14 protein-coding genes are annotated in these 13,293 nt (G+C 67.9%); 12 read left to right on the top strand and 2 right to left on the bottom strand.

Features of this window, described 5'->3' with window-relative positions; all coding sequences use genetic code 11:
* The first annotated feature begins 23 nt into the window (after positions 1–23).
* The gene (locus VFP86_07375; protein ID HET8999450.1) at positions 24–362 is read left to right on the top strand and encodes a cupin domain-containing protein; all 339 of its coding nucleotides are present in this window, start codon (positions 24–26) and stop codon (positions 360–362) included.
* Between the two features lie 92 nt (positions 363–454).
* Positions 455–1,795 (top strand): ATP-binding protein, encoded by a 1,341-nt coding sequence (locus tag VFP86_07370; GenBank protein HET8999449.1) that lies wholly within the window; start codon positions 455–457, stop codon positions 1,793–1,795.
* Here the strand turns inward: VFP86_07370 and VFP86_07365 are convergent.
* Both VFP86_07365 and VFP86_07360 read right to left on the bottom strand, forming a co-directional pair.
* Positions 1,792–2,238 (bottom strand): VOC family protein, encoded by a 447-nt coding sequence (locus tag VFP86_07365; protein HET8999448.1) that lies wholly within the window; start codon positions 2,236–2,238, stop codon positions 1,792–1,794. The genes VFP86_07370 and VFP86_07365 overlap by 4 nt on opposite strands.
* Before the next feature lie 14 nt (positions 2,239–2,252).
* Positions 2,253–3,224: a C-terminal binding protein gene (locus VFP86_07360; protein ID HET8999447.1), complete on the bottom strand. Its 972-nt coding sequence runs from the start codon at positions 3,222–3,224 to the stop codon at positions 2,253–2,255.
* Positions 3,225–3,367: 143 nt separating this feature from the next.
* Here VFP86_07360 and VFP86_07355 point away from each other — a divergent pair, with 143 nt between their 5' ends.
* From VFP86_07355 to VFP86_07310, 10 genes are all read left to right on the top strand, one after another.
* On the top strand, positions 3,368–4,138 hold the full coding sequence (locus VFP86_07355) for a GntR family transcriptional regulator (GenBank protein HET8999446.1): 771 nt from the start codon (positions 3,368–3,370) through the stop codon (positions 4,136–4,138).
* A complete protein-coding gene (locus VFP86_07350) occupies positions 4,138–5,112 on the top strand; it encodes an NAD(P)-dependent oxidoreductase (GenBank protein ID HET8999445.1) in 975 nt (324 codons plus the stop codon). The genes VFP86_07355 and VFP86_07350 overlap by 1 nt, the downstream gene beginning before the upstream one ends.
* Positions 5,109–6,347: a Xaa-Pro peptidase family protein gene (locus VFP86_07345; protein HET8999444.1), complete on the top strand. Its 1,239-nt coding sequence runs from the start codon at positions 5,109–5,111 to the stop codon at positions 6,345–6,347. Before VFP86_07350 ends, VFP86_07345 begins: the two co-directional genes overlap by 4 nt.
* 20 nt (positions 6,348–6,367) lie before the next feature.
* Positions 6,368–7,681 (top strand): Xaa-Pro peptidase family protein, encoded by a 1,314-nt coding sequence (locus VFP86_07340; protein ID HET8999443.1) that lies wholly within the window; start codon positions 6,368–6,370, stop codon positions 7,679–7,681.
* Complete coding sequence (locus tag VFP86_07335; GenBank protein ID HET8999442.1) at positions 7,678–8,667, top strand: amidohydrolase family protein; 990 nt, start codon at positions 7,678–7,680, stop codon at positions 8,665–8,667. Before VFP86_07340 ends, VFP86_07335 begins: the two co-directional genes overlap by 4 nt.
* Positions 8,668–8,678: 11 nt before the next feature.
* A complete protein-coding gene (locus VFP86_07330; protein HET8999441.1) occupies positions 8,679–9,539 on the top strand; it encodes a branched-chain amino acid ABC transporter permease in 861 nt (286 codons plus the stop codon).
* Between the two features lie 4 nt (positions 9,540–9,543).
* Positions 9,544–10,572 carry a branched-chain amino acid ABC transporter permease gene (locus VFP86_07325; GenBank protein HET8999440.1) on the top strand — a complete coding sequence of 343 codons (1,029 nt, stop codon included), beginning with the start codon at positions 9,544–9,546 and terminating at the stop codon, positions 10,570–10,572.
* A 26-nt stretch (positions 10,573–10,598) separates the two neighbouring features.
* A complete protein-coding gene (locus VFP86_07320; GenBank protein ID HET8999439.1) occupies positions 10,599–11,921 on the top strand; it encodes an ABC transporter substrate-binding protein in 1,323 nt (440 codons plus the stop codon).
* Between the two features lie 32 nt (positions 11,922–11,953).
* Complete coding sequence (locus tag VFP86_07315) at positions 11,954–12,739, top strand: ABC transporter ATP-binding protein (GenBank protein HET8999438.1); 786 nt, start codon at positions 11,954–11,956, stop codon at positions 12,737–12,739.
* The coding region (locus VFP86_07310) for an ABC transporter ATP-binding protein (protein HET8999437.1) at positions 12,740–13,293 on the top strand (554 nt) is incomplete at its 3' end.

Here is a 13,293-nt window from a genome sequence, read left to right as displayed (position 1 = left end):
CTCGTCGTGGGAGGGATGTCCTGATGGAGCGATTCAAGTGGCACGAGGTCGCCCCGGAGACGCCGGAAGGGATGCCGGGGGTGCGGATCCACTGGGTCATCGACAAACGTCGCGGCGCCGAGAATTTTGCGATGCGCGTCTTTGAAGTGGCCCCGGGGGCAAGCACGCCGTACCATCACCACTGGTACGAGCAGGAGATGTACTTCCTCGAAGGGGAGGGAGTGGCGGTCGGGCCGCAGGGCGAGCAGGCGCTCTCTCCGGGCACGGTGCTCTGGGTCAATCCTGATGAACCGCATGCGATCAAGAACACCGGCGCAGCGCCGATGAAGTTCATCTGCTGCATCCCCACGAAGAAGCCATAGCCAACCGCACGCCTCGACCGCTCCGGCGCCTCCACGCCCACCGCGCGTCCCCGACGTGGGACGAAGCGCGGGCAGCTGCGGAATCCCTGTCTGTGCTGCGCGGGGTCCTCGATGCCCCGGCCGGGCGGCTGTGGCGTGATCTGGTGGAGGCGCTTGCCTCCCGGCCGCCGTCCGGCGCGCGCGTCGCGCGCGCGTTTGGGCGGCTGTTTACACTGCTCGCGGGCGAAGCCGAACTGGCGAGGGAGCCGCTCGTCGGAGACGCCTGGCAACATCACCTGCTCGGGCGGCTGGTCGGGGACGAGAATCCGTTCAGCCTGAAGGCGGAGCGGGCGGGGCGCCGCGCGATCGGGCCGGCGCTGTTGAGGCAAACCCAGGCGGATCTCGCCGCCCTCGAGCGCTGTTATCGTGTGGACGGGGCCGCGATCGCCCGCGGGGTCGCCCGCCTCACCGGGGCCCTCCCGCCGTCCTGGAAGGGATTCCACCCGCTCTCGACACGGGAAACGCCCTCCGCCCGTCGCCGGATGATGCGGCGCATCGCCGCGGCACGCGGGTGGAGCCGGATCGCAGGTGAGCTCGCCGACTATTTTGCGGTGCACGGGGTCGGGCTCTTCGCGTGGTACCGCGCATTTCGGTGGATCCACGACGGCGACGGTCGGGGTCACTTGGAGGGCGTCGCCGAGCCGGACCCCGTGCGGCTCGACGACCTCGTGGAGTACGAGGAGGAGCGGCAGCCCGTCGTGGACAACACCCGGCAGTTCGTGGCCGGCCTCCCTGCGAACAACGTGCTGCTCTACGGGGACCGTGGCACCGGGAAGTCGTCGACCGTGAAGGCGTTGCTCACGGAGTTTCAGGACCAGGGCCTCCGCCTGATCGAGGTGGCGAAGGAGCACCTCGCGGAGTATCCCCAGATCGTCGCGCCTCTCCGGACCCGGCGGGAGCGATTCATCCTGTTCGTGGATGACTTGTCGTTCGAGGAGCACGAGACGCAGTACAAGGCTCTCAAAGCGGCGCTTGAGGGGAGTGTAGAAGCTCACGCAGAGAACGTGGTCTTGTATGCCACCAGCAACCGGCGGCGTCTGGTCAGAGAGCGGTTCGGCGACCGCAGGGGGCCGGTCCAGGACGACGACGTGCACGTCGAAGAAACCGTGCAGGAAAAACTCTCGCTCGCCGACCGGTTTGGGATTCACGTGCCATTTTTGATCCCCGACCAGGACCGGTACCTCGAGATTGCCACGGCGCTCGCGGCGCGGTACGGGATCAGACTGCCGCACGACGAGATCCGGCGCCGGGCGCTCCTGTGGTCCCACTGGCACAACGGGCATTCGTGCCGCACCGCCCGCCAGTTCGTCGACGCGTTGCGCGGCGAGCTCGCGTTATCCTCGCCTCGAGGATCGCGTCCCGTCCGGCTGGGCCGGGCGCGGCGCCCGCGCTAGACCCGGATCTGCTGCACCAACTCGATCAGCGTTCCACCGGTGGCCGCCGGATCGACGAACACGCTGAGGGTGTTCCCGGGCGCGCGTTGGGGGCGGACGTCGAGCATGTCCACGCCCGAGGCGACGAGCGCCCGGACGGCTTCGCGGAGGTCGGCCACCTCGAGCGCGAAGTGGTGGGTGCCCTCTCCCCGGTCACGCAGCGCCGACGCCCACACCGTGTCGTCGCGCAACGGCTGAATGAATTCCAGCAGCGTCTCTCCCGCGCGGAGGAACACCACGCGGGCCGCGCCCCGGAATTCCTCGAGCGCGACGGGATCGAGCCCGAGTGCCCGCTGATACGTCTCCGCCGCCGCCTCCGCGTCCCGCACGACAATGCCGACGTGGTGGACTCGGATGACCCCCGGGATGTCGGGAAGCGCCGCGGCGGGCCGGTCGGCGGGCACGTCGATGCGTGGGGCTACCGCGACGCCGTCCGCGGGGTATTGACGAGCGAGCGGGGAGGCTGCCCGGAGAGCGCTCTTACGACTTCCTCGGCGGCTTTCCGCTGCAGCTCCTGGACGGATTCCTCGGAGTAAAAGGCCACGTGCGGCGTGAGGATGACGTGGTCGAAACGGTGAAGCGGATGGTCCGGGCCGGGGGGCTCATGCTCCAGGACATCCAGCGCCGCCCCCGCAATCCAGCCTTCCTCGAGGGCCCGGACGAGCGCCGCTTCATCCACCAACGGACCTCGCGCCGTGTTGATGAGGTACGCGCTCCGCTTCATGGCGCGAAGCTGGGGCTCGCCGATCAGCCCGCGCGTTTCGGGAACCAGCGGCGCGTGGACGGAGACGAAGTCGGATTCCGCGAGCAGCGTGTCCAGTTCCACCTTGCGCACGCCGCGCGCGCGCATCTCCTCGTCGCCGACGTAAGGGTCATATGCCAGGAGGGTTACCCCGAGCGGTCCCGCCTTCTCCGCGAGCCGCCGGGGGATTTTTCCGAACCCCACGAGTCCGAGTACCCGCCCGCGCAACCGGTGAATGGGCGCGGCATCTTTCGCCTCCCACCGTCCGGTCCGGACGCGGCCGGAGAGCATCGACACTCTGCGCGCGCAGGCGAGGACGAAGGCCAGCGCGTGGTCGCTGACCTCGTCCACACAGTAGTCCGGGACATTCGTGACGGCGATCCCCTTCGCCGACGCCGCCTCGAGGTCGACGTTGTCGACGCCAATCCCGTACCGGGCAATGATCCGGCACCGCGCCATGCGCTCGATGACCCGGCGGGTGATGGGCGCGTAGCAGACCAGCACCGCGTCCGCCCCGGCGACGGCGTCCAGCAACTCCGCCTCCGAGGTCGCCTGCAGCGTTGTGATCGAGGCCCCAATGGCTCCGAGGAGTGCCGTCTCGATCGCCAGGGACGCAAACACGTGATCCGTGATGACGACGCGATACACGGGCCGCGGCTCTCTCCTTGAACGGCGTGCCGGGACGATCCGCTGCGCGGCTCCCATTGTAGCAAACGCCGGACCTGAAGGAATGCCCTCGCGAGGGTCCGAAGTCAGGATTTCGTATCCAAAATATCCCGCGAGGTCGCGCCGTGGTGCTCCGACAGCTCCGGCTCCCCCACCGAGACGTCTCCGCCTCGACTCCGGAGACGGGCGGCCTCACGCAGCGAAAAATCCCGCATGCGGACCTCGACGTCCTCGTCCCGGACGTCCTGCGGGGGCGCCAGACGATTCAGGAGATCGTCGCGGAGGCGTTGCGGGACGCCATCGTGACGGGCCGCCTGAAGGGCGGCGCGCGGCTCCACCAGGACGGGATCGCGTCGAAGCTCGGCGTCAGCCGGATGCCGGTTCGGGAAGCGCTGCGGCAGCTCGAGTCGGAGGGGTTGGTCGTGTTCACGCCGCACCGCCGGGTCTCGGTCGCGGCGCTGTCTCCCCAGGAACTGCGCGAGATCTACGAAATCCGCAGCGCGCTTGAGATCCTGGCCCTCGATCTTGGTGTTTCGCGGCTCTCGATGAGAGATTTTGCCCGGCTCGGGGTGCTGCTCGATCAAATGGACCGGGTGACCGATCCCGGCCGGTGGCTTGACCTCAACCGGGCATTTCACGGCACGCTCTATCGCGCGTCCGGGCGCATCCGCCTCTGCGCCCTCATCGACTCCCTCCGTGGCAACGTCGAGCGGTACCTCCGGATTTACGTAGCGGCCGTGGAGCGTCGCGCACAGGCGCAGGCCGAGCACCGGCGCATTCTGAGGTTCTGCCGCCGCGGGCAGGCCGCGGAGGCCAAGAAGGCGCTTCGCCTGCATCTCAGCGGGACGGTCGACCAGCTCGAAGCGTTTCTTCGCGACCGCGCGGTCGTGCCCTAGTGCGCGTCTACCTCACCCAGCCGATCGCCGAAGGCGCCCTGGCCCGACTTCGAGAGGCCGCCGAGGTGACGATGAATGACGACCCCCTGCACATGGTAACGAGGGAGGAGCTGGTCGCAGGCCTCCGCCGGTCGGACGTGCTGTTCTGCCTCCTCCACGATCGGGTGGATGGCAGCGTGCTGGAGGCCGTCCCCGAGCTGCGTCTCATCGCGTCGATGGCCATCCACCCGGCCAATGTGGACGTGCCGGCGGCGACTGCCAGGGGGATCCCGGTCACCGTGATTCCTCCGCTGGTCACGGAGGCGACCGCCGACGTGGCGTTCGCGCTGCTGCTGGCTGTGGTCCGGCGCGTGGTGGAGGCGGACGGGTTGCTTCGCTCCGGGGTCTTTCCCGGCTCCCAGTCGTCGTACCTCGTCGGCGGCACCGTGCACGGCAAGGTCCTCGGGATCGTCGGGCTCGGCGGGATCGGGGCGGCGATGGCGCGGCGCGCGCGCGGGTTCGGGATGCCCGTGCTGTATACGAAGCGGCACCGGCTCTCGGCGGCGGTGGAGCGAGATCTCGGGGTGACGTTCGTGCCGCTCGACCGCCTGCTCGAGGACGCGGATGTGGTCTCCATCCACGCTCCCCAGACTCCCGAGACCCATCACCTGATCGGTGAGCGGGAGCTCAGGCGGATGAAGCCCACCGCGTATCTCATCAACACGTCGCGCGGCCCGCTGGTCGATGAGGCGGCGCTCCTCCGCGCCCTGGCGGAGGGATGGATCGCCGGCGCGGGGCTGGACGTCTATGAGCATGAGCCGCGCGTGTCAGCGGGCCTGGTCGGGCTCAAGAACGTGGTCCTCACGCCCCACATCGGGAGCGCGGAACGGGAGACTCGCGAGACGATCGCCGGCGTCGTCGTGGACAACATCCTGGCGTTTGCCCGCGGGGATCGACCGCCCAACGTGTGCAATCCGGAGGTGTACGCTCGGTGAGCACGGGAAGGCGAGACGAGGGATGGGCGCGCGGCCCCGCCGGCGTGGATTACGAGGCGCGGGTCGACATGGGGGCGCTCCGCGCGGGGCGGCTGGCGCGCGCCCACCAGGCCATGGCCGCCTCCGGGCTCGACGCCGTCTTGGTCTGGAAGGAAGAGAACGTCCGCTACCTCACCAGCCTCCGCCCGCAAGTGATCGCGGGCAAGACCGGCGTGTTGAACGGAGCGTTGCTGCCACGGCAGGGACCCCCGATCTTGTTCGTCTCCGGGGGCGATCGGGACCGGGCCGAGGCGACGATGCCGTGGATCGCGGAGTTCCATCCCATCCCCATTTTGGAGGAGGCCGGTCTGGTACGCCACTTCGCGTCTGAGATCGTGCCGGGGGTGCTGGCCCGCCACGATCTGGCCCACGGGACGATCGGCACCGACCTGACGAGCAAGATGCTCGCCGATGCGCTGCCCGAGTTCTGCGCCGGCGTTCGATGGGTCGACGGCGATGCGGCGATGCAGGCCGCGCGGCGCATCAAGACCGCTGAAGAGCTCGCCCTGATCGAGGAGGCGACGGCGATCGCCGAGGCGGTGACGGCCACGGCGCTGGCACACGCCCGGCCGGGAGCGCGGGAGTGCGAGGTGGCGGGGGAGGCGCTGCGGACGCTCTTCCGCCTCGGCGGCGAGTATCCGCATGTGACCACACCGTTCGTCGCCAGCGGCGAACGGATGGCGCCACCCACTCGACTGGCGACGGACAAGCTGATCCGGGAGGGGGATCTCGTGTTCGTCGATATCGGCGCGATGGCCAACGGGTATTTTGGGGACATCGGCCGGACGGTGGTGTGCGGCGTTCCCTCCTCGGAGCAGCGGCGGATCTATCGCGCGGTATACGAGGCGCTCTGTGACGGGATCGCGGCGATGCGCCCGGGCGCGACGAACATCGAGGTGGCGCGTGCGATCCACGCCCGCGCGGAGGCGCACGGGCTGGCGAGCCACTTTCTCAGCCTGTTCATCGGCCACGGAATCGGCTGCGGATCCAACGAGCCTCCGTACATCGGCGAATCCTTCCCGGGGGCGGCCGCCGTGACGCTTGAGGCGGGGATGGTGTTTGCGCTCGAGCCGCTGATCTGGCTCCCCGGGGTGCCCGGCGGCGGAGGGGTGCGATTAGAGGATATGGTGGTGGTGACCGACAGCGGCGCGAGGCGGATCTCCCGAAGTCCGTACTCCGAGGCGCTGCTGGCCTGAATACAGGGAGGAGGTCCAGGATGGCACAGGTTCGAGGAACGGGCAAAGGCACGGCGCGCGAGGCCGGGAACGGCCGTAGAGAGCATCCATTTCTTGCCGGCCGCCACGAGTACCAGCCCCGGCGGGTCTTCAGCACGTCCGGCACCGACTGGCAGGGCCGGGTCGACTTCGACCGGCTGCGGATGGAACGGCTGGCGCGCGCCCGAGAGATGATGGAGAAGCACGATCTGGGCGGACTCATCCTCTTCGTGGGGGAGAACGTCCGGTACGTCACGGGCGTCTATCAGGGGAACTGGAAGAACAACATCTTCATCCGCTACGCGGTCCTCCCTCGCGGGGGAGAACCGGTGCTCTTCGAAACGGTGGGCAGCGACATGGTGAACGCGGAAATTGATGCCCCCTGGCTGAAGCAGGACGTCCGCCCTGCCATCACGTGGAAGTGGTCCGAGGGCGCGGAGCCCGAGATGGCCGCCCGGATGGCCCGGTCGGTCGCGGAGGTGCTGCGCGAAGCGAAGGTCGACAAGGAGAAGATCGGGATCGACGTGATGGACATGGTCGCCTATCAGGCGCTGACGAAGGAAGGCTTGAACATCGTCAACGGCTGGCCGGCGATGTCCCAGGCCCGCGTCGTCAAGACGATCGACGAGTTGGAGTGTCACAAGATCGCCGCGGCCCACGGGGATGCCGCGATGTGGATGGCCAAGCACGAATGGGCGAAGCCGGGGGTGCGCGAGGCGGAGGTGTGCGCCAAGGTCAACGAGTTCCTGTACCGCAGCGGGTTCGACTTCGTCTACGACATCATCGTCGCCTCGGGCGGGAACACCAGCCCGTACCGCCGGTGGCACACCGACAAGATCATCCGGCAGGGCGACCTGATGATCATCGATATCAACGCCGTCGGACCGGGCGGGTACTTTATCGACTTCGTGCGCTGCTGGAAAGTGGCCCAGAAGCCGACGCAAAAGGAGAAGGACCTCTATAAGGAATGCTACGATTCGCTCTACGCCGCGATCGCGGCGGTCCGTCCGGGCGCCACGACCGGCGATGTCGCCAAGCACTTCCCCGAGTACGACGACGACAAATACGGCAGCGTCTCGCTCCAGCAGTTTGCGCACAGCATCGGGCTCAGCCTGTACGAGGGGATGTGGATCTCCCGCGCGTATTCCCTCAAGTATCCGGCCGAGCTCAAGCAGAACATGTACTTTGCGATCGAGACGTTTGCCGGCCATCCCGGGTTAGCGCAGACCGTCCGGCTCGAAGAAAACGTGGTCGTCACCGACCGCGGATACGAGATCTTCACGCTCTGTGAGCACGCAGAGGACATGATGAAGTGACGCCGATCGTAGACGTCCACAGCCATGTCTTCCCCGACCGTTTTCTGCGCGCGCTCAGGCGGGAGGGACCGGCCCACGGGGTGCGCGTGGAGGCACATGAGGGGGAGTGGCGCCTGTGGAACAGCCCGCACCAGGCCGCCCGGATCGGCCCGGTGTTCTACGACGTCGCCGCCCGGCTCGAGGCGATGGAGCGCTGGGGCATCACCCTGCAGGCGCTCTCCTTGTCGCCGCCGATGCTGTACTGGGCGCCGCCCGCGCTTGGCCGGGACCTGGCGCGGATCTTCAACGAGGAAGTGGAGGCGATCTGCCGCGCCCATCCCAGCCGGTTTGTCGCGCTCGCCACGCTCCCGCTCCAGGACGTGGGCGAGGCGGTGGCGGAATTGGAACGGGCCGTCCGCGCCGGGTGCCGTGGGATCTACATCGGCACGAACGTCAAGGGCCGCTACCTCGACGCGCCCGAATTCGCGCCCGTGTTCGCATCCGCGGAGCGCCTCGAGCTGCCGGTCTTTACCCATCCGCTCAACAACGCGGGCGAGGATCGGATGGACGGGTGGCATCTGGGGAACTCCGTCGGCAATCCGGGGGAGACGGCGCTGGCGGCGGCGCGCCTCATCCTGGCAGGCGTCCTCGACCGGTACCCCGCCCTGCAGCTGGTGCTGGCCCACGGCGCCGGGAGCTTTCCATTTATTGCCGCGCGGCTGGATCACACCTTCACCGTGCGTGCTGAAGTCAGGGGCGTGATCCCGCAGCCGCCGTCGGCGTATCTCCGGCGGGTCTATGCGGACACGATCACGCACGGCGACCGCCAGCTGGCGTTTCTCATCGAGGCGGCCGGCGCCGACCGGGTGCTTCTCGGCACGGACCTGCCGTACGACATGGCCGATCCCGAGCCGCTGGCACGGCTCGGACGGCTAGGATTGACGGCCGCTACGGTACAGGCGATCCAGTCTCAGAACGCCGCCCGGCTGCTCGGGCTCAACGCATAGGGAGCGCGGGGATGGGGGCGTCATTTTATCTGCAGCAGGGACTGAACGGTCTCTCGTTCGGCTCGCTGTTGTTTCTTCTGGCGAGCGGGCTGACCATCATCTTCGGCCTCATGCGGGTCGCCAACATCACACACGGCTCGTATTATCTGCTCGGCGCCTACGTTGGGCTCTCGGTCATGCATTGGACCCACAGCTTCCCCCTGGCGATCGCCGCCGGGGGGGCCGCCGTCGCGCTGATCGGAGTCATGATGCAGCGGTGGTTTCTGGCGCGCTTCCACCAGCAGGCGCTGCCGCAGGTGCTTCTGACGATGGGCTTCGCGTTCGTGTTCTCGGATCAGGCCCTCGTGTTGTGGGGGGGAGATCCACAGAGCATTCCGGTGCCGTCCATCCTCTCGGGCACACTTGTCCTGGGATCGATCTACTTCCCCGTGTACCGCCTCTTCGTGATCGCCGTGGGGCTGCTCGTGTACGCCGGCCTGTGGGCACTTCAAGAGAGGACCCGGGTCGGGGCCATGGTGCGTGCGGCGGTGGACGACGCGGAGATGGCCCGGGGGTTGGGCATCAACGTGTGGAAGGTGATGACCGGTGTCTTCGCGGTCGGTGCCTTCCTGGCCGCCGCGGGCGGGGTCATGGGCGGCGCGTTCCTGTCCATCTATCCCGGCGCCGACTTCGACGTCCTGCCGTTGGCCTTCGTCGTCGTGATCATCGGCGGTCTGGGCAGCCTCAAGGGCGCGCTGGTTGGCAGCCTCCTGGTCGGGCTGCTCGACAACTTCGGGAAGGCGCTCTTCCCCGAGTTGTCCTACTTCACGTTGTTCACCCCGATGGCGCTGATTCTGGCGGTCCGCCCCACGGGCCTGTTCGGGAAGGGCTAGACGGATGTCGTGGACGGTTGCCCACAGCCGGCCCGCCGCGGCGGCCGCGGTCATTGTCGTGGGACTCGCGATGCTCCCATCCGTCGCCCCGACCTATTACCTGCACCTACTGACCCTGACGTTCTGCTATGGGATCATGGCGATGAGCCTCGACCTCCTTGTGGGCTACACCGGGCTCTCGTCGTTCGGCCACGCCGCCTATTTCGGCGTTGCCGGCTACACCGCCGGCGTCCTGGCCACCCGGTTCGGGTGGGGGTTCTGGGCGGCGGCGGGAACCGGGATCGCGGCGGCGGCCCTCACCGCCGCCGTCTTCGGGCTGCTCGCGATCCGGGCCATCGGCCCGTACTTTCTGATCATCACGCTGGCTCTGGGGCAGGTCATCTGGGGGCTCGCGTACCGGTGGGTGTCGATGACCGGGGGCGACAACGGCCTCCGCGGGATCCCGCGGCCGCTCCTGGGGTTTGGGCTCAACCTCGGGCGGATCCAGGAATTCTATTACTTCGCCCTCGCCGTGACGCTCGTCGCCACCGGGCTCATGTATCTACTCGTCAGGTCCCCGTTCGGCCTGAGCCTGCGCGGCATCCGAGAAAGCGAGTCGCGCATGCGGGTCCTCGGGTACGACACATTTCTCCATAAGTACCTGGTCTTTGTGATCGCCGGGTTATTCTCCGGTCTTGCCGGGACCCTGTACGTCTATTACAACAGCTTTGTCTCACCCGGCGATGTCAACCTCGTGGCCTCCGCCAATGCGCTGCTGATGGTGATCCTGGGCGGGGCGGGCACGTTGTTCGGATCGCTCGTGGGTTCAGCCCTGCTGGTCTTTCTCCAAAACCTCCTCAGCGGCATCACGCAGCGCTGGCTTACGGTCCTCGGCGTCATCCTCGTGCTGTCGGTGATGTATGCTCCGCTCGGAATCGTCGGCGCGGCGCGGGCGATCCTGGCACGCGCGACGTCAAGACCTCGCACCCAAGACGGCGCGGCGCCGGCCCCGGCGCCGGCCGAGGACGGCGAGATGGTCGGTCCCAAATCGTGAGGCGAGACGCTCGGGGGGTGAGTGAGATGGCACAGCGCATCACGCGTCGAACGTTGCTGAAAGGTGGTGCGGCCCTTGCCGCCGTGGCGGGGACCGGAGCGCTGGACCGCTTGAGCCCGGTCGTCTACGCGCAGGGGGACCGGCCCCCGATCCGGATTGGGTTCCTCCCGGCGCTCACAGGGACGGCGGCCCCGAGCGGCCGGGACATGCTCGACGGCCTGACCCTCTACCTAGACCAGCACAACTCCACGATCGGCGGCCGCCCTGTGCAACTGATCGTCGAAGATACGGGCGGCAACCCTACGAATACGCTTACGAAGACGCGGAAGCTGGTCGAAGGCGACCGCGTGCATCTCGTGATTGGCCCGCTGCTCGCCAACGAAGGGTACGCGATCCGGGACTACGTGATAGAGCGCAAGGTCCCGACCATCTTGTCCGTTGTCTCCGCCGACGACCTGACCCAACGGAAGGGCAGCCCGTACCTGATCCGGACCAGTTGGTCGAGCAGTCTCCCCTCCCATCCGTTTGGAGAGTACGCGTACGCGACCCTCAAATACCGGAAAATCGCCATGCTCGGGAACGACTACGCGTTTCCCTATGAGGTCAATGGGGGCTTCCAGCGAATGTTCGAGGCGCAAGGCGGGCAAATCGTGCAGAAACTCTGGGCGCCGCTCGGCACGCCGGATTTCAGTCCCTACGTCACGCAGTTCCGCCGCGACGTGGACGCGATCTACGCGACGACCGCGGGCGCCGACGCGATCCGCTTCGCCCATGCCTACCGCCAGTACGGGCTCAAGGACCGGATTCCGCTGATCGGCGGGGGGACCTTGATGGACGAGAGTCTGCTTCGAGGAATGGTGCCGGAGGATGCGGTGGGGGTCGTCACCGCGCTGCACTGGAGCGCGGCCCTGCGCACCCCCGAGGCGAGAAAGTTCGTCGCCGCTTACGTCGCGAAATATCAGAAGGATCCCTCGTACTATGCGGAGGCCTGCTACACCGCCGGCCGCTGGATCGATGTCGCGACCACCCACATCGGGGGAAAGGTCGAGGAACGTGACGCTTTCCTGCTGGCGCTCCGGTCCCTTCAACTCCCGGATGCCCCGCGGGGGCCGATCCGGCTCGATGCGTACCAGAACCCCATCGAGAACGTCTACGTGCGCAAGGTGGAGCGAGCAGGAAGTCTGACCGGCCCCGCATCCCAGACCTTCGCGGCCCAGAGCGGGGGGCTTGTCAACTCTGTGGTTTTCACGTTCCACAACGTGTCGCAGTTCTGGACATTCAAACCCGACGAGTATCTGAAGCAGCCCGTGTATGACCGGAATTATCCGCCCTGCAAGTTCTGCGGGTAGCGCGGGCGGGAGGAGGGAGGAGACGTCTCCCGGTGACAGCCCAGGTGGTCCTCGAGTTAGACGGGATCTGCCGGCAGTTCGCCGGACTCGCCGCGCTCAAAGATGTGTCGTTGTCGATCCCGGCCGGGACGAGGCGGGCGATCATCGGGCCCAACGGCGCCGGCAAGACGACCCTGTTCAACGTCATCACCGGAGAGATTGGGCCGACCTCGGGCCGCCTCCGGCTGTTCGGCCAGGACGTGACACGCCTGCCCGCACACGCGCGGGCGGCGATGGGACTGGGCCGGACGTTTCAGATCACCAACCTCTTCGGGTCCCTCACCGTCGAGGACAACGTGCTCCTCGCGGCGCAGGCCCTCTCGCCATCCAAGTACGCGATGGTCCGTCCGCTGAGCCGCGATATCGCGAGCAAGGAGCGCGCACGGGCCCTGCTGGAGCCCGCGGGGTTGTGGGCCAAGCGGGACGTGGAGGTCCGGGCGCTCTCCTACGGGGAGCAGCGACATCTCGAAGTGCTGCTTGCACTGGCCGGGCATCCGCGCCTCTTGCTCCTTGACGAGCCCGCCGCCGGGCTGTCGCCGGGAGAGCGCCGGGAGATGGCGCGTTTTATCAAAGGGCTGGATTCTCAGCTCACGATTCTGCTGATCGAGCACGACATGGACGTGGCGTTCGAAATTGTCGAGACGATCACGGTGCTGCACTTCGGGTGCGTGGTGGCGCAGGGCTCCAAGGACGAGGTGCGGGCGAACCCGTCGGTGCAGGAGATCTATCTCGGGGCCCAGCAGGGGCCCGCCGGACACGGCATGGGTGGTGGCCCGTAGATGGTCATGCTGCGTGTCGACGATATCCATACCTACTACGGCGATTCCCACGTTCTGCAGGGCGTCAGCCTCGAGGTGCGCCCGGGGACGGTGGCGGCGCTGCTTGGGCGCAACGGCATGGGCAAGACCACCCTCATCCGGTCGATCATCGGCTTCGCCCGGCCCCGCCGCGGGCAGGTGCTCTTTGGAGATCGGGAGATTACGCGCCTGCCGAGCCACGAGATCGCCCGGCTCGGCATTGGGCTCGTGCCGCAGGGCCGGCGGATCTTTTCCTCGCTCACGGTGCTGGAGCATCTGAGCGTTGCCGCGCGCCGCGACGGCGCACAGGACGCTCCGGCCTGGACGCCGGAGCGTGTCCTCGAGCTATACCCCCGGCTGCGGGAGCGGCAGGGCCACCGAGGGAGCATGCTCTCCGGCGGCGAGCAACAGATGCTGGCGATCGCCCGCGCGCTCACGACCAACCCCCGGCTGCTCCTGATGGATGAGCCCTCGGAGGGGCTGGCCCCGCTGCTGGTGCGGGAGCTGGGGGCGTCGATCGGGCGCCTGCGGGCCGG

Source organism: bacterium (genome assembly GCA_035703895.1).
In the GTDB taxonomy this organism is placed as follows: Bacteria; Sysuimicrobiota; Sysuimicrobiia; order Sysuimicrobiales; family Segetimicrobiaceae; genus Segetimicrobium.
This window is presented reverse-complemented; position numbering and strand designations above follow the sequence as displayed.

Bases quoted from the DNA above. Each gene is read 5' to 3' on its own strand.
- VFP86_07375 (HET8999450.1), top strand. From the start codon at position 24: ATGGAGCGATTCAAGTGGCACGAGGTCGCCCCGGAGACGCCGGAAGGG.
- VFP86_07340 (HET8999443.1), top strand. From the start codon at position 6,368: ATGGCACAGGTTCGAGGAACGGGCAAAGGCACGGCGCGCGAGGCCGGG.
- VFP86_07330 (HET8999441.1), top strand. From the start codon at position 8,679: ATGGGGGCGTCATTTTATCTGCAGCAGGGACTGAACGGTCTCTCGTTC.
- VFP86_07325 (HET8999440.1), top strand. From the start codon at position 9,544: ATGTCGTGGACGGTTGCCCACAGCCGGCCCGCCGCGGCGGCCGCGGTC.
- VFP86_07320 (HET8999439.1), top strand. From the start codon at position 10,599: ATGGCACAGCGCATCACGCGTCGAACGTTGCTGAAAGGTGGTGCGGCC.